The sequence below is a fragment of the Cedecea sp. genome (genome assembly GCF_036500665.1).
In the GTDB taxonomy this organism is placed as follows: Bacteria; Pseudomonadota; Gammaproteobacteria; order Enterobacterales; family Enterobacteriaceae; genus Cedecea.
The window spans coordinates 164143-187316 of record NZ_DASYBS010000042.1 but is presented as its reverse complement, the minus strand read 5'-3'; the positions used below and the strand labels follow the sequence as shown (position 1 = coordinate 187316).

Below are 23174 nucleotides of genomic sequence, written 5' to 3'. Positions count from 1 at the left end.
GTCGAAAACCACGTTTTCGGCTGTTTGTCATCAATACAACGCTTCCTGAAGGAAGCGTTTGAAACTGCTGATAACGTCCATTGTCCTCGAAAAGCTTATCGCTACTCGCACAAAACAATGAATGATGTTCTCTGGTTTGCCCCAAACAGTCGAAAACCACGTTTTCGGCTGTTTGTCATCAATACAACGCTTCCTGAAGGAAGCGTTTGAAACTGCTGATAACGCCCATTGTCCTCGAAAAGTTTATCGCTACTCGCACAAAACAATGAATGATGTTCTCTGATTTGCCCCAAACAGTCGAAAACCACGTTTTCGGCTGTTTGTCATCAATACAACGCTTCCTGAAGGAAGCGTTTTTTATTCGGGCTTAGCGGCTATGCATCGCTAAATCGCCCGGCAGGTTTTTCTGCATACGGTGCCAAATCTCGCCGCTTTCACGCCCATATTTACGTACGGTATCAAAGACCTGATCGTAAAGCCCCTGCTGGCAGATTTCCGCCAGGCGATGGTAAAAACCGAGCGCCAGGCTGCGGGCTTCAGGATTTGAAAAATAGTGACGCCCGATACGAGTATAGAGACCTTTCATGCCGTTAAGGATCAGGCCATAAATTGGGTTGCCCGAAGCAAATGCCAGGCCACGGAAAATGTTATAGTCCAGCTCAGCAAAGGCATCTGCGTGATCTTCAACTTTACCGGCCGTTGCCAGCACTTCCTGCGCTTTATCTGGATACTGACGAATAGCGGTGCGAATAAATATCGTTGAGATATTAGTGCGAACGGAAAGCAGGTTATCAATCAACTGCGGCACGCTATCGTGATCGAGACGCGCCAGCGTTTCAAGAATATTTAGGCCTGATGTTTCCCAAAAATTGTTAACCCGCGTCGGTTTTCCGTGCTGAATAGTCAACCAGCCATCGCGAGCAAGGCGCTGAAGCACCTCACGCAAGGTAGTACGGGTTACGCCAATAAGCTCTGATAATTCGCGTTCAGCCGGAAGGATAGAGCCAGGCGGGAAACGACTATTCCAGATACTTTCTATAATGTATTCTTCCGCGAAACCCGCTGGGCTCTGCGCCTTAATGACCATAGTAAGATTTCCATTACTCAGGTTTTGCAAATTGGACTCATCATACCAGATGCCATGCGCGCCAGATAGCGGGGGCGGCGTGCAAATGCGGGATCGGCGTTGAATTTTGACAATAAATGCCTTAACTCAGGATTTCCTGCGGCTTGATCCTCTTAGCGTTATGCGAGTACCCTGAAGGTTTATATTTTTAAACATCAACATAATACAACGGATAATGGTAATTTTACGATGGAAATGTCCTCTGGGCGGGCGCTGTACCGCAATTTTTTGGGTCAATCACCTGACTGGTACAAACTTACGCTGATTGCCTTTTTAGTGGTTAATCCGCTGGTCTTTTGGTTTGTCAGCCCATTTATCGCGGGCTGGATGCTGGTTGTTGAGTTTATCTTTACACTGGCGATGGCGCTTAAGTGTTATCCACTACTGCCGGGCGGCCTGCTGGCCATAGAGGCAGTGATTGTCGGGATGACCAACGCCGAACACGTGCGTGCCGAAGTCACATCTAACCTGGAAGTTCTGCTGCTACTGATGTTTATGGTGGCTGGCATCTACTTTATGAAGCAGCTATTGCTGCTGTTATTTACCCGCATGTTGCTGGGAATTCGTTCAAAAACCGCCCTCTCCCTGGCCTTTTGCATTGCTGCGGCTTTTCTCTCCGCATTTCTCGATGCCTTAACCGTGGTCGCGGTGGTTATCAGCGTGGCCGTTGGCTTCTACAGCATCTATCACCGCGTGGCATCTGAGGCGCAGGATGACGGCAACGTCCAGGACGATAGCCATATTCAGACCGACAGCCGGGAGATCCTTGAGCAGTTCCGCGCTTTCCTGCGTAGCCTGATGATGCACGCCGGCGTGGGGACCGCGCTCGGCGGCGTGATGACCATGGTCGGCGAGCCACAGAACCTGATTATTGCTAAAAATGCCGGCTGGCATTTCGGTGATTTCTTCCTGCGAATGATGCCGGTAACGGTACCTGTGCTGATTTGTGGCCTGCTGACGTGTATCCTGCTGGAGCGATTTAAAGTGCTCGGCTACGGGCAAACGCTGCCGGAAAAAGTTCGCGGTATCCTGCACGACTTTGACGCTCAAAGTGCGAAAAAACGCACGAAGCAGGACAAAATGAAGCTGCTGATTCAGGCCCTGATTGGGGTCTGGCTGATTATTGCCCTTGCGCTGCATCTGGCCGAAGTGGGTTTGATTGGGCTGTCGGTGATTATTCTGGCAACTTCGCTTTGCGGCGTGACCGACGAACATGCTATCGGCAAAGCCTTTACCGAAGCCCTGCCCTTTACCGCGCTGTTGACCGTCTTCTTCACCATAGTGGCAGTGATCATAGACCAGCATCTGTTTAGCCCGATTATTCAGTACGTGCTGAACGCCTCCCCACATGCTCAGCTGTCGCTGTTTTACATCTTTAATGGCCTGCTCTCTTCAATATCGGACAACGTCTTCGTCGGTACCGTTTATATCAATGAGGCGAAAACCGCGCTGCACAATGGCGCTATCAATATGCAGCAGTTCGAACTGTTAGCGGTGGCGATCAATACGGGCACTAACCTGCCGTCCGTTGCCACACCAAACGGGCAGGCGGCGTTCCTGTTCCTGCTGACGTCCGCGCTGGCACCATTGATCCGTCTGTCCTATGGACGCATGGTTGTGATGGCGCTGCCCTACACCCTGGTTCTGACGATTGTGGGCCTGCTATGCGTTGAATACACGCTTACACCTGCAACGGAATGGATGCTTGCCAGCGGCTGGTTAACCACGCCGGACGCTCTGGTTGCACCGCACTAAGGTAATTTGGCGGGAAGTCCGCTTCCCGTTACAATTTTTTTCCTTATAAACATCCGATTAGTACGTTATTTTCATCTGCGCTACTGGCGCAGATAGGGAATTGGTTTACACTGCCGATTCTACGCATGCTGCAGGGAAACTGATTATGTTGCGATATTTAAACCAATGCTCCCAAGGACGTACCGCCTGGCTGCTTCTGGCCTTTACGGCGTTCGTGCTTGAAATGGTGGCATTGTGGTTCCAGCACGTTATGGGGCTGAAACCTTGTGTGATGTGTATTTATGAACGTTGTGCGCTGTTCGGCGTAATGGGTGCAGGTTTGATTGGCGCCATTGCCCCTAAAAGCCCGCTACGTTACGGCGCGCTGGCTATCTGGCTGTACAGCGCAGGGAAAGGCGTTCAGCTGGCCTGGGATCACACCATGCTCCAGCTTCATCCGTCACCGTTCGTGACCTGCGATTTCTTCGCCCGTTTCCCGAGCTGGCTGCCGCTGGACAAATGGCTGCCGCAGGTGTTTGTTGCCAGCGGTGACTGCTCCGTGCGCCAGTGGGAATTCCTGTCGCTGGATATGGTGCAGTGGCTGCTGGGGATCTTCGCCGTGTTCCTGGTTATTGCGGTACTGGTGCTGATTGCCCAGTTCTTCAAGCCAAAGCGTCGCGATCTCTTTGGCCGCTAATTGCATCAGCCCCGCTAAAAAAATAGCCCACCTTAGGTGGGCTATTTTTTTATGGGTGGTCGCGTCGGAACAGCGCCCACTCGTCAATTTTTTCACCACCCGGTAACAGGCAGTCAGCACGCTCGCCCTGCGGCGTTTTCACCAGGAGTGATTTACCACCCTTTTGCTGGCAATAGACCGATGCGGGATTCGCCATGCCGATCGTTTGTGGTGGTGTTGGTGCATCGCGCTCTGCGGTCGCACAGCCGCTTAACAGCAGTATGCCAATAATTAACTTCAGTTTTTTCATTATCCCTCCTGTGAGGAAGGGATATTAACAGCGTGGCTGAGATAAAGGCAAAGCCTGTTGTGCCAGCAGCGTAAAATCTGAGAAAGTCGCATTGGACGGACGATGAGCGGAAACCTGCATGACCGATTTGCAAAAGATACAGACTGCGCCATGGGGATTTGATTCTCGGACATCGTAGGAGGAAGTGCGATACTGCGATCCGCCGCATGACGGACACTGGAATGTTAAATTCAGGATAAAAACTCTCTTATTTTGGTTATGGAAAATCCATCCTATCACAAAATCAGTTATAAGAAGGACTTATTTTCACCATCAATAAAGGTCTGGAACAGAAGAGACGTCAACGCATCAATCCGCCCATTCAGGCTTGTTGAGGATATGGTCCTGCCAGTCGCGAACTTCAGACTCTTTCACCGCAATATGGCGCACCGAAATACGCTCCCCGTGCATCGCAGCTTTCGACCCGCAGATCAGCGGGTGCCATTCCGGCAGCGGTTTGCCTTCGGCCAGCAGACGATAGGCACAGGTGTGCGGAAGCCACTCAAAGGTCGGCAGGTTGTCGCGGGTGAGTTTGATACAGTCCGGCTCGTATTCAAAGCGGCGGGCGTAGTTCTTACACTGACAGGTTTTGATATTAAGCTGCTTACACGCGACGTTGGTGAAGTAGATCTCGTCGGTATCTTCGTCCATCAGCTTATGCAGGCAGCATTGACCGCAGCCGTCACACAGTGATTCCCACTCGGCGTCGCTCATTTCGTCGAGAGTTTTACTTTGCCAAAAGGGAGTGGGTGTCATAGCGGTTCCTGCATTTAAAAATTAAGCTGCACCTTATAAACAGTCTGACACTCGGATGCAAGTTTTGCCGCCCTGAAGCGGCAAATTGTTTATAAAATGCGCGTGTTCAGGCTGTGGCCGGCAAAGCTCACTTCCAGCTCATCGCCGCTGTGCAGCGGGCCAACGCCTTCCGGCGTTCCGGTCAGGATCACGTCTCCCGCTCGCAGAGTGAAGAATTTGCTCATGTAAGCAATCAGCGGCACGATCTTGTGGATCATATCTTCGGTATTGCCATGCTGGCGAACTTCGCCGTTGATCTTCAGCTCAAGAGGCGTGTTTTGCGGATCGTGCGTAAACTGCGCCGCAGGGATAAAACCGGAGATCGGGCATGAGTTATCAAAGCCCTTCGCTTTTTCCCACGGCTGGCCTGCTTTTTTCAGCTTAGCCTGCAGGTCACGCAGCGTCAGATCCAGCGCGACACCATAACCGGCGATCGCCTTAAGGACATGCTCTTCGCTTGCCTGCTTAAGGGTGGCGCCGATCAGGATAGCCAGCTCCACTTCATGATGTACAGAGCCAAACTCCTGCGGCAGTGCCAGCGGCTGGCGAATGTCACACAATGCGCTCTCGGGCTTGATAAACACCACCGGTTCGTCCGGCGTCGCGCTGCCCATCTCTTTAATATGTTTGGCATAGTTGCTGCCAACACAGACTACCTTGTTTACCGGAAAATCCAGCAGTGCACCCTGCCAGTTATGATGTTGATACATGCCTTTCCTCTGTGTCGTTTGTGTTAACTGCCTTTGATACTAGATAAAAAAATCCCCGCTGAATACCGGGGAAGTGTTTCTAAGCGTGCCTTATTTATTCGCGATAGCGTCCGCCATCTTGCCGATGCTAATGGCGAAATAATAAGAGCGGTTCCAGTGCATCAAGGTGCGGAAGTTGTTGTAGACCAGGAACGAACGTCCAGGACCATCGTCTGGTTTCACCAGCCAGGCCGTTTTTGAGGAGGCAGGGAGATGGGTTCCTCCCGGCAGCGTTATCCCTAGTTTTTTCCACCGGGCCACAGGCTTGCCCTGCCCCGGACTGGTGCCCAGCAGTGCAGTATTAAAGCCTGCCGGCAGTTTCACCTCATAGCCCCACGCCCCGCCACGCTGCCAGCCCTCTACCGCCAGGTAGTTTGCCGTGGAAGCAAAAACATCGCGGGTGTTATTCCAGATATCAATTTTACCGTCTCCGTCACCGTCTTTGCCGTAGCGCAGCAGCGAACTCGGCATAAACTGATTTTGCCCCATCGCCCCAGCCCACGAGCCTTTCATCTGTGAGGCGCTAACGTCACCCCGCTGGATGATTTTCAGCGCGGCGATGAGTTCATTGGTAAAAAATGCTTCGCGGCGGCCCTCAAAAGCGAGCGTCGCCAAAGCAGAAATGATGTCTTCTTTACCCTGAAGCTTGCCGAAGTTACTTTCCATTGCCCAGAGGGCGACGATATAGCGGCTTTGAACCCCCGTATTCGCACTGACTTTTTCCAGCTCAGCCTGATGAAGCTTCGCCAGGCTACGCGCCTGTTTTATTTTTGCGGGGGTGATAACGCGGTTTAAATAGTCATCAAGCGTTATTTTCTTTTCCAGCTGATTGCGGTCGGATTGAATGACCCGATCAACAAAATGAATATTGGCAAAAGCTTTTGTCAGCGTTGCATTGCTGATGCCCTGCACTCTGGCTTGTTGCTTTAATTTTTCGACGTAAGCCGGGAATTCAGCCGGGTCTCGCCCTTGTTCAGCGAGCGTTGTGGCTTGAGGCACTGAGGCGGCAGAGGCCGCCTCTGCGGGGCTGAGATAACCGGCCCCGTTGGCGAGAATTAAGGCGCTGAAGGTATAACGCAGGGCTGCATTTTTCATCGTCTTTTCCGCAATAATGTGTTTTACACATTTTCAGGCTTAATACCTGGAAAAGATTGGCCTTCAGTCCGAAAATTATTTTTTAGGACTCTTTCCCAGGTGCACGGTGAGCAAGCTTTCTACCGGAGGTGGGATCTGTAAATAATAACCCTCAGTTTCCAGCGCCTGTTTCACTTTATCCAAATCGGCATTAGCCAGTTTTTTACTGCCGTCCAGCGGTAACAGCATAGACAGTACGGGTTTGCCGAAGCCTTTCATCAGTTCTTCCGGCACTCGAGAGAAATCGTCTTTTTTTTCGACATAAAGATATGTCCGATCGCGTTTGGTACTTCTGTAGATCACACAAAACATTTTTTTTACTCTATTTTCGCCAGCGAGTGGCTTGCCTGAATATAAGCTGGACTATAACATGCCTGATGTACTTCGGAATATCGTCCCACAATTGTGGGGATTGAAACTGAATTGAGTAAGGTCAGGATGTCAAACACGCCAATCGAGTTAAAGGGTAGCAGTTTTACCTTATCTGTGGTTCATTTGCATGATGCACAACCTGAGGTTATTCGCCAGGCTCTGGAAGATAAAATCGCCCAGGCTCCCGCATTCTTAAAGAATGCCCCGGTGGTCGTTAACGTCGCCAGTCTCGATGGTTCCGCCAACTGGAAGAAAGTACAACAGGCCGTCACCGCAACCGGCCTGCGCGTGGTGGGTATCAGCGGCTGTAAAGATGAAGCGTTAAAAGCTGACATTGAGCGTGCTGGCCTGCCCTTGCTGACCGAAGGGAAAGAAAAGATTGCCAGAGCGCCGAAAGCCGCGCCCCTTGAGCCCGTGGTCGTTGCCGCGCCGGATGTTAGCCCGGTCACAAAAACGCGTTTAATTGATACCCCGGTCCGTTCCGGCCAGCGCATTTATGCGCCAAACTGTGACTTGATTGTGACCAATCACGTCAGCGCCGGTGCAGAACTGATAGCAGATGGTAATATTCATATTTACGGCATGATGCGTGGTCGTGCGCTGGCTGGTGCAAGTGGCGATCGTGATGCACAAATATTTTGTACTAACCTGGTAGCAGAGCTTGTTTCTATTGCGGGCGAGTACTGGCTGAGTGAGCAGATCCCAGCCGATTATTATGGAAAAGCGGCTCGCCTCAATCTGGCGAGTGGTGCGCTCTCCGTTCAATCTTTGAATTAAGCCCTTTTAACAAGGAAATCCTTTATGGCACGCATTATTGTTGTTACATCGGGTAAAGGGGGCGTTGGTAAGACCACGTCCAGCGCGGCCATCGCCACGGGTCTGGCCCAAAAGGGAAGAAAAACCGTCGTTATTGATTTCGACATCGGCCTGCGTAACCTTGACCTGATCATGGGCTGCGAGCGCCGCGTTGTGTACGATTTCGTTAACGTTATTCAGGGCGATGCCACGCTGAATCAGGCGCTTATCCGTGATAAACGCACTGAACAGCTCTATATCCTGCCGGCTTCACAAACCCGCGATAAAGACGCCCTGACCCGCGAAGGCGTGGCCAAAGTGCTGGAAGATCTGAAAAACATGGACTTCGAATTTATCGTTTGTGACTCCCCGGCAGGCATCGAGACCGGCGCGCTGATGGCGCTGTACTTTGCTGACGAAGCGGTTATCACCACCAACCCGGAAGTTTCCTCGGTGCGTGACTCAGACCGTATTCTCGGCATTCTGTCGTCGAAATCACGCCGCGCTGAAAACGGCGAAGAGCCGATTAAAGAGCATTTATTGCTGACCCGCTACAACCCTGGCCGCGTCAATAGGGGCGATATGCTGAGCATGGAAGACGTGCTCGAAATTCTGCGCATTCCTCTGGTTGGGGTTATCCCGGAAGACCAGTCGGTGCTGCGCGCGTCCAACCAAGGCGAGCCGGTTATTCTTGACGGTGAATCTGACGCGGGTAAAGCCTACGCCGATACCGTGGAACGCCTGCTCGGAGAAGAACGCCCTTTCCGCTTCATTGAAGAAGAGAAGAAGGGTTTCCTGAAACGCCTGTTCGGAGGATAAGTTATGGCATTACTCGACTTTTTTCTGTCACGAAAAAAGAACACCGCCAACATCGCGAAAGAGCGTTTACAGATTATTGTTGCTGAGCGTCGCCGGAGCGATGCAGAACCGCATTACCTGCCTCAGCTGCGCAAAGACATTCTCGACGTGATTTGCAAGTACGTGCAAATCGATCCGGAAATGGTCAGCGTTCAACTTGAGCAGCGGGATGGGGATATTTCAATTCTGGAGCTGAACGTCACGCTCCCGGAAGCGGAAGAAGCCAGTAAGTCGGCCTGAATAAAAAGCCCCCTGTATTTACAGGGGGCTTTATTTTTACGCAGTCACTTAACGTTTATTAAGATCTTTCTCGTTGCACTCCGCTAATATATTTCAACCTGAGAATAATACTGTAATTATTCCCAGGTCATATAAGCAATCAGTATTCCGCCAGTAATTTCGTTAACGCTTCTGCCATTAATTCTGCCCGCCAGCCGCTAATTAATTCCGGCATCACGTTCTGTGGCTTCAATTTCCAGTGCCAGTTTAACAGCTGATTGATTTGACGACGGGAGGCCAATAATTCGGCACTCAGCCCCTGGGCCTCACTCACCTCCTGCACCAGCGCTTTAATTGCCTTAAACACTTTACGGTAACCCGGCATATCCACCAGGTTTTGCAGCGGCTGGGGCAGCTCGCTTTCAGGCAGCGCCTGTGCCTCCGCAACCAGCGCGATAAGCGTTTTACCGTGGAAACGGATTTCACTGCCGCTCAGGCCAAGCGAATCCAGTTCCCCGAGAGAGCCAGGCATATATCTCGCCACCTGCCACAGGTTTTCTTCACGAACGACAAAATTCACCGCCATATCGCGCTCACGCGCTTTACGCAGGCGCCACGAGGCCAGTTTCTTCAGGCAGGCCAGCTGACGGGTGCGAAGCTGCCACGCGTTGCCAATTTCACGCCAGGCCTCTTCCGGGTCGAGCTGGTCACGGCGGCGGGAACACATCAGTTGGCACTCGTCTAAAGCCGCGTTGATCCAGCCGGCCGCTTCGGTCTCGGCCATCAGCTTTTCAGCGATAGGCAAGAGATAGAGCACGTCTGCCGCCGCATATTCGCACTGCCGCTCGGTGAGCGGACGTGCAAGCCAGTCGGTGCGGGATTCACTTTTATCCAGCGCAATACCGGTGTAGGACTCAACGATGGTGGCAAAGCCGCAGGACAGCGGGCGGCCGGTAAACGAAGCCAGAATCTGGGTATCGATAAACGGATCGGGCAGCATGCCAAAAGCATTAAGGAAGACTTCAAGATCCTCACTACCCGCGTGCAGATATTTGATGGTATCAGGATCCTGCAGCAACGCCTTAAACGGCGACCAGTCGCTAATGGCTAAGGGATCGATCAGCGAAGCCTGCTGGCCATCATAAAGCTGGATCAGCCCCAGCTGAGGGTAATAGGTTCGCGTACGGACAAATTCGGTGTCCAGCGCCAGCGCGGGGAACTGACGAGCGGCCTGGCAAACGGCGGCCAGCCCTTCATCGGTGGTAATCATCTGGTAAGTCAAATTCAGTTCTCTTAGGTTGCGCCCATAAAAAATGCCGGCGAACCGGCATCAGGACGAGTGACTTGGAGCTCAGGCGTTATTGTTGCCTGTCTTGCCTGCTTCGTCACGCAGTTCTCGTCGTAAAATTTTCCCGACGTTGGATTTTGGCAATTCCGTACGGAATTCTACCAGTTTCGGCACCTTATAGCCGGTTAACTGGCGGCGGCAGAAGGCGATAAGCGCTTCTTCCGTCAGAGCAGGATCTTTCTTCACGACGAAGATTTTCACGTGCTCGCCGCTTACGCCGGCTGGAACGCCCACTGCCGCCACTTCCAGAACGCCTTCGTTCTGCATCACCACGTCTTCAATTTCGTTGGGATAAACGTTAAAACCGGAAACAAGGATCATGTCTTTTTTACGGTCAACGATGTTCATAAAGCCTTCGTCGTTCATCACCGCAATGTCGCCGGTGCGCAGCCAGCCGTCTTTCAGAATTTCATCGGTCTCTTTCGGGCGCTGCCAGTAGCCCAGCATCACCTGAGGCCCTTTAACGCAAAGCTCACCGGGCTCGCCCGGAGGAACTTCATTGCCTTCATCATCAATCAGCTTCACATCGGTAGACGGCACCGGCAGGCCAATAGAGCCGCTGTGGTAATCCATGTCATGCGGATTCGCGCTGACCAGCGGCGCGCACTCCGTCAGGCCGTAGCCTTCCAGCAGGAAGCGCCCGGTTAATTTTTCCCAACGTTCAGCCACGGCGTGCTGAACCGGCATGCCGCCGCCCGCGGAGAGGTGCAGGCTTGAGAAGTCCAGCTGCTGAAACTCTTTGTTGTTCAGCAAGGCGTTAAACAGCGTGTTCACGGCGGTCATGGCGGTGAAAGGATATTTCGCCAGTTCCTTTACCAGGCCGGGAATGTCGCGCGGGTTGGTAATCAGCAGGTTCTGACCGCCCATATCGATAAACAGCAGGCAGTTAATGGTCAGGGCAAAAATATGGTAGAGCGGCAGCGGGGTGACCACCAGCTCCTTGCCTTCATGCAGCAGCGGGCTATAGGCTGCCCTCACCTGCTCAAGGTTGGCCAGCATGTTGCGGTGCGTCAGCATCGCGCCCTTCGCCACGCCGGTCGTGCCGCCGGTGTACTGCAGGAAGGCCAAATCGTCGTTGATAATTTCAGGCTTGATGTACTGCATGCGGTAGACGCTTTGCAGCGCGCGGCGGAAGGAGATAGCGTTTGGCAAATGGTATTTAGGCACCAGCCGCTTGATGTATTTGACGACAAAGTTAACCAACGTGCCTTTCGGGCCGGAGATCTGGTCTCCCAGGCGGGTCAGGATCACGTGCTTCACTTGGGTTTTATCGACCACTTTTTCCAGCGTGTGGGCAAAGTTCGACACGATGACAATCGCGCTGGCTCCGCTGTCGTTCAGCTGGTGCTCCAGCTCGCGTGGGGTATAAAGCGGGTTAACGTTAACCACCACCATTCCGGCACGCAGTATGCCAAAGAGCGCCACCGGGTACTGCAGCAGGTTGGGCATCATCAGCGCAACGCGGTCGCCTTTTTTCAGCCCCAGGCCCTGCTGGAGGTAAGCGGCGAATGCACGACTGCGCTCTTCCAGCTTACGGAAGGTCATCACCTCCCCCATATTGATAAACGCAGGCTTATCGGCATAGCGAGTGACGGCCTGTTCAAACATATCAACCAGGGATTGATAGCGATCGGGATTTATTTCAGCCGCAACGTCGGCCGGGTAGCGGTTAAGCCAAACCTTATTCAAGGATCCACCTCTGAAATTATTATTTGTCGTCATCACAACCCCAGGCTACACATTTCGTTAACATAATATTAACTCAGCGTACCAGTTTATTAATTAACCTGATTAAAGGTTGCGAAGCGCATCACTAAATTTTTTCATCCGTCCTGGATAAAAACAAACAGCGGCCAGGCCGCTGTTTGAAAATATTAAAAAACAACAGATTATTCGGTTACGACGGTTTGTACCTGTGCGGGTCCCGGATTATACCAGCCGCCCCACATATCATAGTGATGACGGTACGGGTACGGGCCGCCCCAGAACCACGGATCTATGGGCTGCGGCGGCATCACGACCTGCTGAACCACGTTCCAGCGCTTATACCCTGTCGCCTGCATGGTCATGAATTTATACGGTGTCTGGCCAATTTTACCTTCTGCGGTGCCGGTGATTGGCCCCACAACGGTGACTAGCTGATTACGAAAATCAACCGGGTCCAGGAAACCGTTCACGTCGGCATAAATACGCCCGTGAGAAGGTTCATTCAGCGCCGGGCGGGCACCTTCGTCCAGGCTGACGGTGGCAATCTCCAGGCGAGTTTTGCCCTTCAGGTTATCCACGTTCACCACCCGGCCGCCAAAACGCGCTTCCTGCCCAACGTAAAGCTGGGGAGCATTCATGACGACCGTCAGATCCTGCTGCGGCGTCGCCGAGGTTCCTTTGATGGCGTCCGGCACGCTCACGCAGCCGCTCAGCACCAACGCCGCGGCGGCTGCAAGCAGCCAGCTGCATTTTTTGACATTACAAACAGCCATACCTCATCTCCTTAACCTCCACTCCGTTCGGAGCGGTGGGTATTACTCTCTGCCAGGAAGCTTTTTCCAGGTGACTTCATTGCGCAGGTAGACCGGTTCAGCGTGTTCCACGGCGACGGTTTTTCCGGCGTTAAAAGCCTGCAGCGCCAGCGGCAGCATGTCTTCTGCTTCGGGCAGCGTGGTTTCGCCGTCCTGCAACAGAAGCCCGCTATCCTGCGCCATATCAGGCCAGGCCTGCCAGCCTGTACCGACTGTAGTCCAGCTGCCGCTCAGTTGCTTCAACCGTCCCGCAACGCCTTCCGGCTTCAGTACGGCTTCGGTTTCTTCGCCATGCCACACGCCCCGATCGTCACGCTGATATTCGGCCCAGTAGACTTCGCCCATACGAGCATCTATGGCGGCCAGTACGCGGGTTGCCCCGGTACGACGCCATGCCCCCTGCGCCATCGTCGCAAGCGTTGAGACGCCGATCATTGGCAGCTCAGCACCCAGCGCCAGCCCTTGCGCAATGCCGATACCAATTCGCACGCCGGTAAAACTGCCCGGCCCACGCCCGTAGGCAAGTGCGTTCACATCAGACAAAGTAATCTCGCCCTGGTTCAGGATGTCCTTCACCATGGGCAAAATTCTTTGCGTATGCTCGCGCGGGCAGAGTTCGAAATGGGCGTAGGACGCCGCGTCGTTTTGCAGAGCAACAGAACAGGCTTCTGTTGCGGTATCGATGGCTAAAATTCGCATGGGCTTGCCAACCTCTGGCGGAGATAAGGTCAAAAAACGGCGCGCATCATACCATAGCCTGGCACAAATTACTGCGCGCCTGAGGCATTGAGGAACTCAACTGCCCGATTTATATCCCGGGTACGCGGCGTTGGCGGCAGGCTGTTCAGGAAAACAGCGCCATAAGGCCGCATCACCAGCCGGTTATCGCAGATAACCAATACCCCACGGTCTTCCACATCTCGTATCAGGCGGCCGACGCCCTGCTTGAGGGTAATCACCGCGTCGGGCAGCTGCACCTCGTCAAACGGGTCGCCGCCGCGGATACGGCAATCCTCCATTCGGGCCTTGAGCAGCGGATCGTCCGGGGAGGTAAAGGGCAGCTTGTCGATGATGACCAGGGATAACGTGTCGCCACGCACGTCAACGCCTTCCCAGAAGCTGCTGGTCGCCACCAGCAGGGCATTACCGGCCTCAACAAACTGCTGTAGCAATTGCCCCTTGCTGGTCTCCCCCTGCAGAAGCACGGGAAGCGTCATGGTGGCACGGAACTGTTCCGCCAGCTCACGCATCATGGCGTGGGAGGTACAAAGCATAAAGCAGCGCCCGTTGTTGGCTTCAATAAGCGGGCGAAGCAGGTTTGCCAGGTGACGGCCAGCATGGGGTTGATTTGGGGTTGGCAGTCCTCTCGGCACGCACAGCAGCGCCTGCTTAGCGTAATCAAACGGACTGGCAAGCAGCAGCGTTTCCGCCTCGTCGATACCCAGTCGCTCGGTGAAGTGGCTCATTTTGTCATTCACCGCAAGCGTGGCCGAGGTAAAGACCCAGCAGCCCGCTTTTTCACGGATAACGTCCTTAAACTTGTCGGCCACGGACAGCGGCGTCAGGGCCAGCGTGAAGTGGCGGGCGTTGCATTCATACCAGTAGCTGTAGCCCGGCTGGTTAATCTCTTTCAGCCTTTTGATGCGTCCACGGTAAATCACCGCGCGTTCAAAAGCAGCATCCAGCAGCGCAGAGCGGCCAAGGGAAAGTTTCGCCACGTCGTAGCAGAGCTCAAGGGCATCATCAAGCAGCAGCAGTGAACGCTGGATATTGGCGTCGGCAAGCAGCTCCCGTAAATTACCGCAGTAGCCCGGGTCGCCTATTTGCAGGCGAAAATCCTGCGTACGCTGGGCAAGGCTGTCGGCGCTTTTTTGCAGCTGCTGGGCGTCCCGCACCTCTGTGCGATAGGCAATAGAAATGTCTTTGGCGAGATCAAGCAGCTGGCGGCTGGAGATCGACTGGCCAAAATACTGGCTGGCAATGTCAGGGATCTGATGAGCTTCATCGAAAATGGTAACCTCGGCCTCAGGGATCAGCTCGGCAAAGCCGCTCTCTTTGACCACCATATCGGCAAGATAGAGATGGTGGTTCACTACCACTACGTCAGCATCCATCGCCTTCTTACGCGCCTTCACCACAAAACAGTCCTGATATTGTGGGCAATCCTGCCCCAGGCAATTATCGTTGGTACTGGTGACCATTGGCCAGACGGTGGAATCTTCGGCGACGGTGCCACAGGTACTGATATCGCCATCCACGGTTTCACTGGCCCAGCCGCGCAGATGCATCACGTCGCTTAACGCCTGCACGGGCAGGTCGCCGCCTGCCAGCGACTGCTGCTCCAGCCTTTCCAGGCAAAGGTAGTTAGAGCGACCTTTCAGTAATGCCACCCGCCCGGTAAATTTCAGCGCGCGAGAGATAGTGGGTAGATCGCGGGAAAACAGCTGATCCTGCAGCGCTTTCGAGCCGGTAGAAATAATGACTTTTTTGCCAGAACGCAGCGCGGGGGCAAGATAAGCGTAAGTTTTCCCTGTGCCGGTGCCGGCCTCTACCACCAGCTCTCCTCCGGCTTTAATCGCCCGGGTTACCGCCTCCGCCATTTCACGCTGCGCCTCACGCGGCCGGAAACCGGGAATGACCTGAGCCAGTTGGCCGTCTGCTGCAAAATCGTCCGTCACGTTACCCCCTGGTTAAATTGCCAGTGATTATGTCAGCCCCGGCCAGGTTTATCCAGCAAGCCGGTGGAACCGTGAGTCGGATTGTGGCAGGCTGTGCCGCACATATCGTTTGTTGTTAAGGAGTTGTCATGAGTATTGCGCGTATAAAACCCGAAGCCCGCTGGTCTGATGCTGTTATCCATAACCAGACCGTGTACTACACTGGCGTGCCTGAAAACCTGGATGCCGATGCCTACCAGCAGACGGCAAATACCCTTGAGCAGATAGACACCCTGCTGGCTGAACTTGGTAGCGATAAGACACGCATTCTGGATGCCACCATTTTCCTGCCGGACGGCGAGGACTTTGCGGCGATGAATAAAGCGTGGGATGAGTGGGTTGTGGCGGGTAAAGCGCCGGTACGCTGCACCGTACAGGCTAAATTGATGAACCCGCGTTACAAAGTGGAAATCAAAATCATCGCAGCGGTGTAACGCAGAGCCGTTGAGGCCCGGCTAGTCCTGCGGGTCTTCCTCTCCGTCGTCGTCTTCATCTTCAAACCGTGCGACGACGTTACCGCCGGTATGGGAGGCACGGATCTCACTGGCAACCAGGGCGATAGCTTCGCCGCTGCTCATGCCATCGGCCATCAGTTCATGAATACGCTCGACGGCCTGCTGCTGCTGCTCGTGACTAAGCGCCGGTAATCCTGAAATCATTTTGAACTCCTGTTACAGTGCTGAAGCCGCTACTTTACTCTGCTCCTGACGATGCTACCAAGATGAATGTTATAACCACTCCCGTTTTTTGCGAACTCCACTGGCAGCCCGACGCTATTCAGCATTATTTCCGCCCGATTTCAGGCCAGCCGTGGGCCATGCTGCTTCACTCGGGGTTTGCCGAGCACCCCCATAACCGTTTCGACATTATGGTCGCCAACCCGCTGGCTACGCTTGTCACGCGAGGGCAGGAGACCGTAATTGAGCGCGACGGCAATTTGACCTACCACGAGGATTGCCCGCTCGGGCTGCTGCAGCAAACGCTGGATAGTTATGCCCTGCCGGCAACGCCCGATCCTGACCTCCCCTTCTGCGGCGGTGCGCTGGGGTTGTTTGGCTACGATTTGGGGCGCCGTCTTGAAAAACTGCCCGCAACAACAAAGCAGGACTTAACCACGCCCGATATGGCCGTTGGTATCTATGACTGGGCGCTGATCGCTGACCATCAGCTTCAGCGCCTGACGCTGGTCTGCCGTGGCGATCTTGCGACCCGTCTGGCCTGGCTTAATGCACTAAAACCACAGAAACCTGTTCAGCGTTTCAGGCTCACCAGCGAGTGGCGTGCCAATATGTCACGCGAAGCGTATGGCGAGAAATTCCGCCAAATTCAGGCCTACCTGAGAAGCGGTGACTGCTACCAGGTCAATCTTGCCCAGCGTTTTAGCGCGAGCTATCAGGGCGACGAATGGCAGGCTTTTGAGGCGTTAAATCAGGCTAACCGGGCGCCATTCAGCGCTTTTATTCGGCTTCCCGAAAGCTGCATGCTTAGTCTTTCACCTGAACGCTTCGTGCTGCTTAAAGGAAAACAAATCCAAACGCGACCGATTAAGGGCACCCTGCCTCGTCTGGCCGATCCTGAAGCCGATGCCGCACAGGCAATTCAGCTGGCAAACTCCGCTAAAGATCGCTCAGAAAACCTGATGATTGTTGATTTACTCCGTAACGACATTGGCCGGGTGGCGGTGCCGGGCAGCGTCCGGGTCCCGGAGCTGTTTGTGGTTGAACCTTTCCCCGCCGTTCATCATCTGGTGAGCACGATTACCGCCGAACTTCCCGAGACGCTCAGCGCCTGCGATTTGTTAAAGGCAACGTTCCCCGGCGGGTCGATTACCGGTGCGCCAAAGGTGAGAGCGATGGAAATAATCGAAGAGCTGGAGCCGCAGCGGCGCAACGCATGGTGCGGCAGCATCGGCTACATTAGCTTCTGCGGAAATATGGATACCAGCATCACCATCCGCACGCTAACCGCCGAAGGCGGAAAATTATACTGTTCTGCCGGTGGCGCGATTGTCGCCGACAGCAACGAAGCGGCGGAATATCAGGAAACGTTTGATAAAGTTAACCGTATTCTGCCCCTACTGGAGAGTTAATGCATGGCCGTTTCGTCCCTGACGCTGAATGATTTCCTCACCCGCTTTCAACTACTGCGCCCGGCAGAAAGCGGGCCGGTGAGCAATAAGCGCCAGGCGGCAGTGCTGGTTCCTATCGTCAGACGCCCTCAGCCCGGGCTATTGCTCACCCAGCGTTCCATTATGCTACGCAAACACGCAGGCCAGGTGGCTTTTCCCGGCGGCGCGGTGGATAACACCGACAGTTCACTGATTGCCGCCGCGCTGCGTGAGGCCCAGGAAGAAGTCGCTATTCCCCCTGACGCCGTCGAGGTTATCGGAACTCTTCCCCCGGTGGACAGCGTGACCGGGTTCCAGGTCACGCCCATTGTCGGCATTATTCCGCCCGATTTACCGTGGCGCGCCAGCGAAGATGAAGTGTCGGCGGTCTTTGAGATGCCGCTTGCCGAAGCGCTTCGCCTCGGACGCTACTATCCTTTAGACATTCATCGCCGCGGCAACGCGCACCGAGTCTGGCTTTCCTGGTATCAACGCTATTTTGTCTGGGGCATGACGGCGGGCATTATTCGTGAACTTTCTTTACAAGTGGATAGCGATCCAGCCGACACTTTACAACGCTGACAATGGCTATATTTAAGAGATAGAAAGGCCATAAATCACCTGCTATTAGGTGGTTTATGGTTAAGCATTAGTTTAATTCATGTGAATAGTTTCCTGGTGGAACCAATAAATTTTTAAACTAGCGCTTAGCCATTTCAAAGCATCATGTTCCATGAAACAGGGTGCTATCAGAGGAGTTTTAGAGTGATTAGCATATTCGACATGTTCAAGGTCGGCATCGGGCCATCCAGCTCCCATACCGTCGGGCCAATGAAGGCCGGGAAACAGTTTGTCGACGCACTGATCGAGCAAGGGCTGCTGGACAGTACCACCCGCATCGCGGTGGACGTCTATGGTTCCCTTTCCCTGACGGGGAAAGGCCACCATACCGATATCGCGATTATCATGGGTCTGGCGGGCAACCAGCCGGATAACGTGGATATAGACTCTATTCCTGCTTTCATCCGCGACGTGGAAACCCGCGGCCGCTTGCTTATCGCTCAGGGCCGCCATGAAGTCGATTTCCCGCAGGATAACGGCATGCGTTTTCGAAGCGACAACCTGCCGCTGCATGAAAACGGCATGCAGATCCACGCTTACAACGGCGATAAAGAGATCTACAGCAAGACTTACTACTCCATCGGCGGCGGCTTTATCGTTGATGAGGAGCACTTTGGTAAGGACGCGGTAAGCGAAGTCTCAGTGCCTTATCCGTTCCATTCCGCGCAGGAGATGCTGCAGCACTGTAAGGACACCGGGCTTTCCGTGTCCGGCATGGTGATGCAGAACGAGCTGGCGCAGCACAGCCGCCGGGAAATCGAAGACTACTTCGCTAATATCTGGCAGACCATGCGTGCCTGTATTGACCGTGGAATGAACACCGAAGGCGTCTTGCCTGGCCCACTGCGTGTGCCCCGCCGTGCATCTGCCCTGCGCCGTATGCTGGTTTCCAGCGACAAGCTCTCCAATGACCCGATGAACGTGGTTGACTGGGTGAATATGTTTGCGCTGGCGGTAAACGAAGAGAACGCCGCCGGTGGACGCGTAGTGACGGCACCGACCAACGGCGCCTGCGGTATTGTCCCGGCGGTTTTAGCCTACTACGACCACTTTATCGAGCCGGTTACGCCAGACACCTGGATCCGTTACTTCCTGGCTTCCGGTGCCATCGGCGTGCTCTACAAGATGAACGCGTCCATCTCTGGCGCAGAAGTCGGCTGTCAGGGTGAGGTTGGCGTAGCCTGCTCAATGGCGGCAGCCGGCCTTGCGGAAATACTGGGCGCAAGCCCGGAGCAGGTTTGCGTCGCGGCGGAAATCGGCATGGAACACAACCTTGGCCTGACGTGTGACCCGGTTGCCGGGCAGGTTCAGGTACCGTGCATCGAGCGTAATGCTATCGCGTCGGTGAAGGCGATTAACGCCACCCGCATGGCGATGCGCCGTACCAGCGCACCTCGCGTCTCGCTCGATAAGGTTATTGAAACTATGTACGAGACCGGAAAGGACATGAACGCCAAATACCGCGAAACCTCGCGAGGCGGCCTGGCCATCAAGGTCCAGTGCGACTAATCCGTCATACAAAGCGCCGCTCACGCGGCGTTTTGTTTACTGACGAACAGCCGAAAAACGTGGTTTCGCCGAATTGAGGTCATCCAAATAACATTATTCATTGTTTTTATAAGGCCACAGTGACCGCTTTTGTAAGCAATGAACGTTATCAGCGCCGTGAATTCGGCGTTTTTTATCTTATGCATTTTTATTTTTTTGCCACCCTGATATGTCACTACACTTTGATGATAACGTTACGCCTCACTTCTTGCGGCGAGAAACAGGGACACAGGGATGCAAACGGCACAGCGGATTATTTCTGACTATCGCCGCAGGCGAGTTATTGTCTGCGCTGCGCTCGCCATTTTAGTTTTAATCGTCACGCTTAGCGTCAGATACGCCATCGAGCGCAATCTTAACGAGCACCGCGTCGTCCAGTTTAACCAGCGTATTATTACCACCCTCGATACCCTGCTCGCCCCGCTGAATACCGTTAGCGACGACATTATGCAGCTCGTCGGCACCTCGTGCGATGATGCCCAGTTAAAAATCCGCGAACATGCGGCAAAAATGCAAACGGTGCGTGCTATTGGGTTAATTAAAGACGGTATTCTTTACTGCTCCAGTATTTATGGTTCCCGCAATGTGGGTATTCACCAGCTCCATACGCGCCTGCCGTCCCCTGAACCACTATTATTCTTGTCGCGTGACAGCTCGCTGCTGAAAGGCACGCCGGTACTTATCTTCTGGCGTCCTCAGTCCGGAAAAACCAATGACGGCGTCATGCAGATTGTCAATATACAGATGCTTACCGGCCTGCTGCTCAAGCCTGAACATCCCTGGGTTACGCGGGCAGTGCTCAACGTCGGGGACGATCATCTTGAGTACGGTTCCGGTCTGCTGGCAAAGGTTAAGATCGAAGACGATCGGGTTGTTCAGGTAATGGCATCGAAGCTTTATCCCTATTCCATCAGCGCCATTGGTCCATCTGCCGACCAACTGACGCTGCAAAACTTACCGGCACAGCTTCCACTGGCTTTACTGCTCAGCATGCTGTTGGGCTACATTGCCTGGCTCGCTACCGCCAACCGAATGAGCTTTTCCTGGGAGATAAACCTCGGTCTCGCCGCCCGGGAATTTGAAGTTTTTTGCCAGCCGCTGGTCAGCGCCAGAAATTTACACTGCGTTGGCGTGGAGCTGCTGCTTCGCTGGAATAATCCCCGTCAAGGCTGGATTTCCCCTGATGTGTTTATTCCCCTGGCGGAGCAGCAGCAGCAAATCGCCCCGCTCACGCGCTTCGTGCTGGATGAAATGGTGCGTAACCTTGACATTTTCCCCAAAACAGCCGGTTTTCATATCGGCCTTAACGTTGCCGCAAGCCATTTTCACGATGGAGCCATTATTCATGACCTGAAACGTTACTGGTTCCCGGCTAACCCTAAACAAAAGTTAACGCTTGAACTTACCGAGCGAAATGCCTTACCGGCAGTAGACCACAGCGTAGTACAGGAGCTACACCAGCTCGGTATTGACCTTGCGATAGATGATTTCGGCACCGGACACAGTTCGCTTGCCTATCTGGAAATGCTCAATCCCAACGTTCTGAAGATAGACAAATCCTTTACCGCCGCCATCGGTACGGACGCGGTTAACTCAACGGTAACGGATATTATTATTGCCCTTGGGCAAAGGCTGGGTATCAATTTGGTTGCTGAAGGGGTGGAAACACAAGAGCAGGCAGAATATCTGCGGCATAACGGTGTGACGGTGCTACAGGGCTTTTTATTCGCAAAACCGATGCCGCTACGGGATTTTGCTCACTGGCTCGAGGGCAACACCCCGCCACCCCCTCGCCATGAAGACCGGGCTATCCCGGCCTTCCCGATGCGCTAATTTACTCTTCTTCATCCTCGTGTGGGGAACGTTCTTTTTCCACACGAACCAGATCGACACGGTAATCGTTCGCTTCAACTATCTGAATACGCAGCGGCGGCACGTCGATAACGTCTCCCACTTTCGGGATATGACCCTTTACCGAAATGACCAGACCGGCTATGGAAGCGATGTCTTCTTCATTGTGCATCAGACGATGAATGTCCAGACGCTGCTGCAGTGCGTGCAGGTCAGTTGAGCCTTTCACCAGCCAGCCTTCGCCGTCGCGCACGATCTCCGGGGTTTCATCCGCATCCGGGAATTCACCCGCAATCGCTTCCAGTACGTCCAGCGGCGTGACCAGCCCCTGCACCACGCCAAATTCGTTGTTAACGATAACGAAGCTGCCGCGAGCGCGGCGCAGCACGCCGAGCAGGTTAATGGGATCCAACGTTTCCGGCACCACAATAGCCGGTGACTGCGCAGCCATGGCCGCCACATCAACACCTTCGTCCAGAGCAACCAGCAGCTCTTTAGCGCGAACGACGCCAATGATTTCGTCCAGCTCACCGCGGCAAACCGGGAACAGGCTGTGCGGCGACGTCAGAAGTTGTTCGCGGATTTCCGGAACACTTTTCACCGCATCCACCCATGAGATCTCACCGCGCGGCGTCATGATGCTGCGCAGAGAACGAGAGGCCAGCGTCAGCACGCCATTGATCATGTAGCGTTCTTCTTCAGCAAAAGATTCGGCCTCAATAGGCGTCATGGCTTTGCTGTCTTCGCTACTTTGCAAACGCTCCTGACGTTTGCCGCTCATCATGCGCAGAATTGCATCAGCGGTACGGGCACGTAGCGGCTGACGTGACTGATGGCGAATAAAGTTACGGCGCGCGATCTGGTTAAACAGCTCGATGATGATCGAGAAGCCAATTGCCGCGTACAAATAACCTTTCGGAATATGGAAACCAAAGCCTTCGGCAACCAGGCTCAGACCAATCATCAGCAGGAAGCTCAGGCAGAGCACAACCACGGTAGGATGCTGATTAACAAAGTTAGTCAGCGGCTTCGAGGCCAGCAGCATCACCCCCATAGCAATGACGACCGCGGCCATCATTACCGGCAGATGATTTACCATCCCCACTGCGGTAATCACCGCATCCAGCGAGAAAACGGCGTCGAGCACTACAATCTGCAACACGACCACCCAGAAGCTGGCATAGCCTTTACCGTGCCCGTCATCGTGTTGGCGGTTTTCAAGCCGCTCGTGCAACTCCGTGGTGGCTTTAAACAGCAGGAAGATCCCCCCCACCAGCATAATCAGGTCACGACCTGAGAACGTGAAGTCCGCGATACTGAACAGCGGCGTCGTCAGCGTGACCAGCCAGGAGATCAGCGACAGCAGCCCCAGACGCATAACCAGCGCCAGCGAAAGGCCTATCAGGCGGGCCTTATCACGCTGCTTCGGCGGCAGCTTGTCCGCCAGGATGGCGATAAACACCAGGTTATCAATACCCAGTACGATTTCCAGCACGACCAGCGTCAGCAAACCGGCCCAGATTTGCGGGTCCATTAGCAGTTCCATGTTGGACTCCCGCTCAAGGTGCAGCAAATCGGCATTCCGTAGGTTACGGACGCAAAGTGGCTAGTGAATCGTATTTGCGGGCGTGAAACGCCGCTGAGAAGGGGGGATTT

General features: G+C 54.0%; 25 protein-coding genes. 11 read left to right on the top strand and 14 right to left on the bottom strand.

From position 1 onward, the window contains the following. A partial coding sequence (locus VGM55_RS07525) for a hypothetical protein (RefSeq protein WP_331635119.1) occupies window positions 1–210 on the top strand: 210 nt, incomplete at its 5' end. Window positions 211–367: 157 nt separating this feature from the next. Here VGM55_RS07525 and fadR read toward each other — a convergent pair. Then, entirely contained in the window at window positions 368–1087 is a 720-nt protein-coding gene (gene fadR / locus VGM55_RS07520) for a fatty acid metabolism transcriptional regulator FadR (protein WP_154186741.1), read from the bottom strand. A gap of 228 nt (window positions 1088–1315) precedes the next feature. Between fadR and nhaB the strand changes: the two genes are divergently transcribed. After that, window positions 1316–2881 carry a sodium/proton antiporter NhaB gene (gene nhaB, locus VGM55_RS07515; protein ID WP_331635117.1) on the top strand — a complete coding sequence of 522 codons (1566 nt, stop codon included), beginning with the start codon at window positions 1316–1318 and terminating at the stop codon, window positions 2879–2881. A gap of 145 nt (window positions 2882–3026) precedes the next feature. Next, window positions 3027–3557 carry a disulfide bond formation protein DsbB gene (gene dsbB, locus VGM55_RS07510; RefSeq protein ID WP_154186737.1) on the top strand — a complete coding sequence of 177 codons (531 nt, stop codon included), beginning with the start codon at window positions 3027–3029 and terminating at the stop codon, window positions 3555–3557. A gap of 49 nt (window positions 3558–3606) precedes the next feature. Here the strand turns inward: dsbB and VGM55_RS07505 are convergent, their stop codons facing one another. The 6 genes from VGM55_RS07505 to VGM55_RS07480 form a co-directional block, all read right to left on the bottom strand. Further along, entirely contained in the window at window positions 3607–3846 is a 240-nt protein-coding gene (locus VGM55_RS07505; RefSeq protein WP_154186735.1) for a DUF333 domain-containing protein, read from the bottom strand. 24 nt (window positions 3847–3870) lie between these two features. Further along, window positions 3871–4113, bottom strand: coding sequence for a hypothetical protein (locus VGM55_RS07500; protein WP_414648216.1), 243 nt, complete (start codon window positions 4111–4113; stop codon window positions 3871–3873). 81 nt (window positions 4114–4194) lie between these two features. After that, on the bottom strand, window positions 4195–4641 hold the full coding sequence (locus tag VGM55_RS07495; protein ID WP_154186733.1) for a YcgN family cysteine cluster protein: 447 nt from the start codon (window positions 4639–4641) through the stop codon (window positions 4195–4197). Between the two features lie 89 nt (window positions 4642–4730). Continuing rightward, a complete protein-coding gene (locus VGM55_RS07490; RefSeq protein ID WP_331635116.1) occupies window positions 4731–5390 on the bottom strand; it encodes a fumarylacetoacetate hydrolase family protein in 660 nt (219 codons plus the stop codon). Window positions 5391–5480: 90 nt separating this feature from the next. Beyond that, on the bottom strand, window positions 5481–6524 hold the full coding sequence (locus VGM55_RS07485; RefSeq protein WP_331635115.1) for a lytic murein transglycosylase: 1044 nt from the start codon (window positions 6522–6524) through the stop codon (window positions 5481–5483). A 75-nt stretch (window positions 6525–6599) separates the two neighbouring features. After that, the gene (locus VGM55_RS07480; RefSeq protein ID WP_331635114.1) at window positions 6600–6875 is read right to left on the bottom strand and encodes a YcgL domain-containing protein; all 276 of its coding nucleotides are present in this window, start codon (window positions 6873–6875) and stop codon (window positions 6600–6602) included. A 126-nt stretch (window positions 6876–7001) separates the two neighbouring features. On the opposite strand from VGM55_RS07480, the gene minC reads away from it, so the two are divergent. From minC to minE, 3 genes are read left to right on the top strand one after another with little or no spacing between them, the layout of a single operon-like run. Then, window positions 7002–7712 carry a septum site-determining protein MinC gene (gene minC / locus VGM55_RS07475; protein ID WP_331635113.1) on the top strand — a complete coding sequence of 237 codons (711 nt, stop codon included), beginning with the start codon at window positions 7002–7004 and terminating at the stop codon, window positions 7710–7712. Between the two features lie 24 nt (window positions 7713–7736). Further along, window positions 7737–8549: a septum site-determining protein MinD gene (gene minD / locus VGM55_RS07470; RefSeq protein WP_154186723.1), complete on the top strand. Its 813-nt coding sequence runs from the start codon at window positions 7737–7739 to the stop codon at window positions 8547–8549. Between the two features lie 3 nt (window positions 8550–8552). Then, window positions 8553–8828 carry a cell division topological specificity factor MinE gene (gene minE, locus VGM55_RS07465; RefSeq protein WP_008454068.1) on the top strand — a complete coding sequence of 92 codons (276 nt, stop codon included), beginning with the start codon at window positions 8553–8555 and terminating at the stop codon, window positions 8826–8828. Window positions 8829–8967: 139 nt separating this feature from the next. Here minE and rnd read toward each other — a convergent pair whose 3' ends face one another. The 5 genes from rnd to VGM55_RS07440 all read right to left on the bottom strand — a co-directional run bounded on the left by rnd (window position 8968) and on the right by VGM55_RS07440 (window position 15352). Continuing rightward, window positions 8968–10089, bottom strand: coding sequence for a ribonuclease D (gene rnd / locus VGM55_RS07460; protein ID WP_154186721.1), 1122 nt, complete (start codon window positions 10087–10089; stop codon window positions 8968–8970). Window positions 10090–10158: 69 nt separating this feature from the next. Continuing rightward, window positions 10159–11844, bottom strand: a complete 1686-nt coding sequence (fadD, locus tag VGM55_RS07455) for a long-chain-fatty-acid--CoA ligase FadD (protein WP_331635112.1) — start codon at window positions 11842–11844, stop codon at window positions 10159–10161. Between the two features lie 200 nt (window positions 11845–12044). Further along, on the bottom strand, window positions 12045–12635 hold the full coding sequence (locus tag VGM55_RS07450; protein WP_038482119.1) for a Slp family lipoprotein: 591 nt from the start codon (window positions 12633–12635) through the stop codon (window positions 12045–12047). Window positions 12636–12677: 42 nt separating this feature from the next. Beyond that, entirely contained in the window at window positions 12678–13373 is a 696-nt protein-coding gene (gene tsaB / locus VGM55_RS07445; protein ID WP_154186717.1) for a tRNA (adenosine(37)-N6)-threonylcarbamoyltransferase complex dimerization subunit type 1 TsaB, read from the bottom strand. 68 nt (window positions 13374–13441) lie between these two features. Then, entirely contained in the window at window positions 13442–15352 is a 1911-nt protein-coding gene (locus VGM55_RS07440; protein WP_331635111.1) for an ATP-dependent DNA helicase, read from the bottom strand. Between the two features lie 128 nt (window positions 15353–15480). Between VGM55_RS07440 and VGM55_RS07435 the strand changes: the two genes are divergently transcribed. Continuing rightward, entirely contained in the window at window positions 15481–15825 is a 345-nt protein-coding gene (locus tag VGM55_RS07435) for a RidA family protein (RefSeq protein ID WP_038482110.1), read from the top strand. A 21-nt stretch (window positions 15826–15846) separates the two neighbouring features. Here VGM55_RS07435 and VGM55_RS07430 read toward each other — a convergent pair whose 3' ends face one another. Continuing rightward, entirely contained in the window at window positions 15847–16050 is a 204-nt protein-coding gene (locus VGM55_RS07430; protein ID WP_331635110.1) for a YoaH family protein, read from the bottom strand. Between the two features lie 62 nt (window positions 16051–16112). Between VGM55_RS07430 and pabB the strand changes: the two genes are divergently transcribed. The 4 genes from pabB to VGM55_RS07410 all read left to right on the top strand — a co-directional run bounded on the left by pabB (window position 16113) and on the right by VGM55_RS07410 (window position 21500). Next, window positions 16113–17480 carry an aminodeoxychorismate synthase component 1 gene (pabB, locus tag VGM55_RS07425; protein ID WP_331635109.1) on the top strand — a complete coding sequence of 456 codons (1368 nt, stop codon included), beginning with the start codon at window positions 16113–16115 and terminating at the stop codon, window positions 17478–17480. A 3-nt stretch (window positions 17481–17483) separates the two neighbouring features. Beyond that, the gene (locus tag VGM55_RS07420; RefSeq protein ID WP_331635108.1) at window positions 17484–18080 is read left to right on the top strand and encodes a CoA pyrophosphatase; all 597 of its coding nucleotides are present in this window, start codon (window positions 17484–17486) and stop codon (window positions 18078–18080) included. A gap of 183 nt (window positions 18081–18263) precedes the next feature. Continuing rightward, entirely contained in the window at window positions 18264–19628 is a 1365-nt protein-coding gene (gene sdaA, locus VGM55_RS07415) for an L-serine ammonia-lyase (RefSeq protein ID WP_331635107.1), read from the top strand. 273 nt (window positions 19629–19901) lie between these two features. Further along, the gene (locus VGM55_RS07410) at window positions 19902–21500 is read left to right on the top strand and encodes an EAL domain-containing protein (protein ID WP_154186707.1); all 1599 of its coding nucleotides are present in this window, start codon (window positions 19902–19904) and stop codon (window positions 21498–21500) included. Window position 21501: 1 nt separating this feature from the next. Here the strand turns inward: VGM55_RS07410 and yoaE are convergent, their stop codons facing one another. Then, window positions 21502–23064, bottom strand: coding sequence for a CNNM family cation transport protein YoaE (yoaE, locus tag VGM55_RS07405; RefSeq protein ID WP_154186705.1), 1563 nt, complete (start codon window positions 23062–23064; stop codon window positions 21502–21504). Between the last annotated feature and the right edge of the window lie 110 nt (window positions 23065–23174).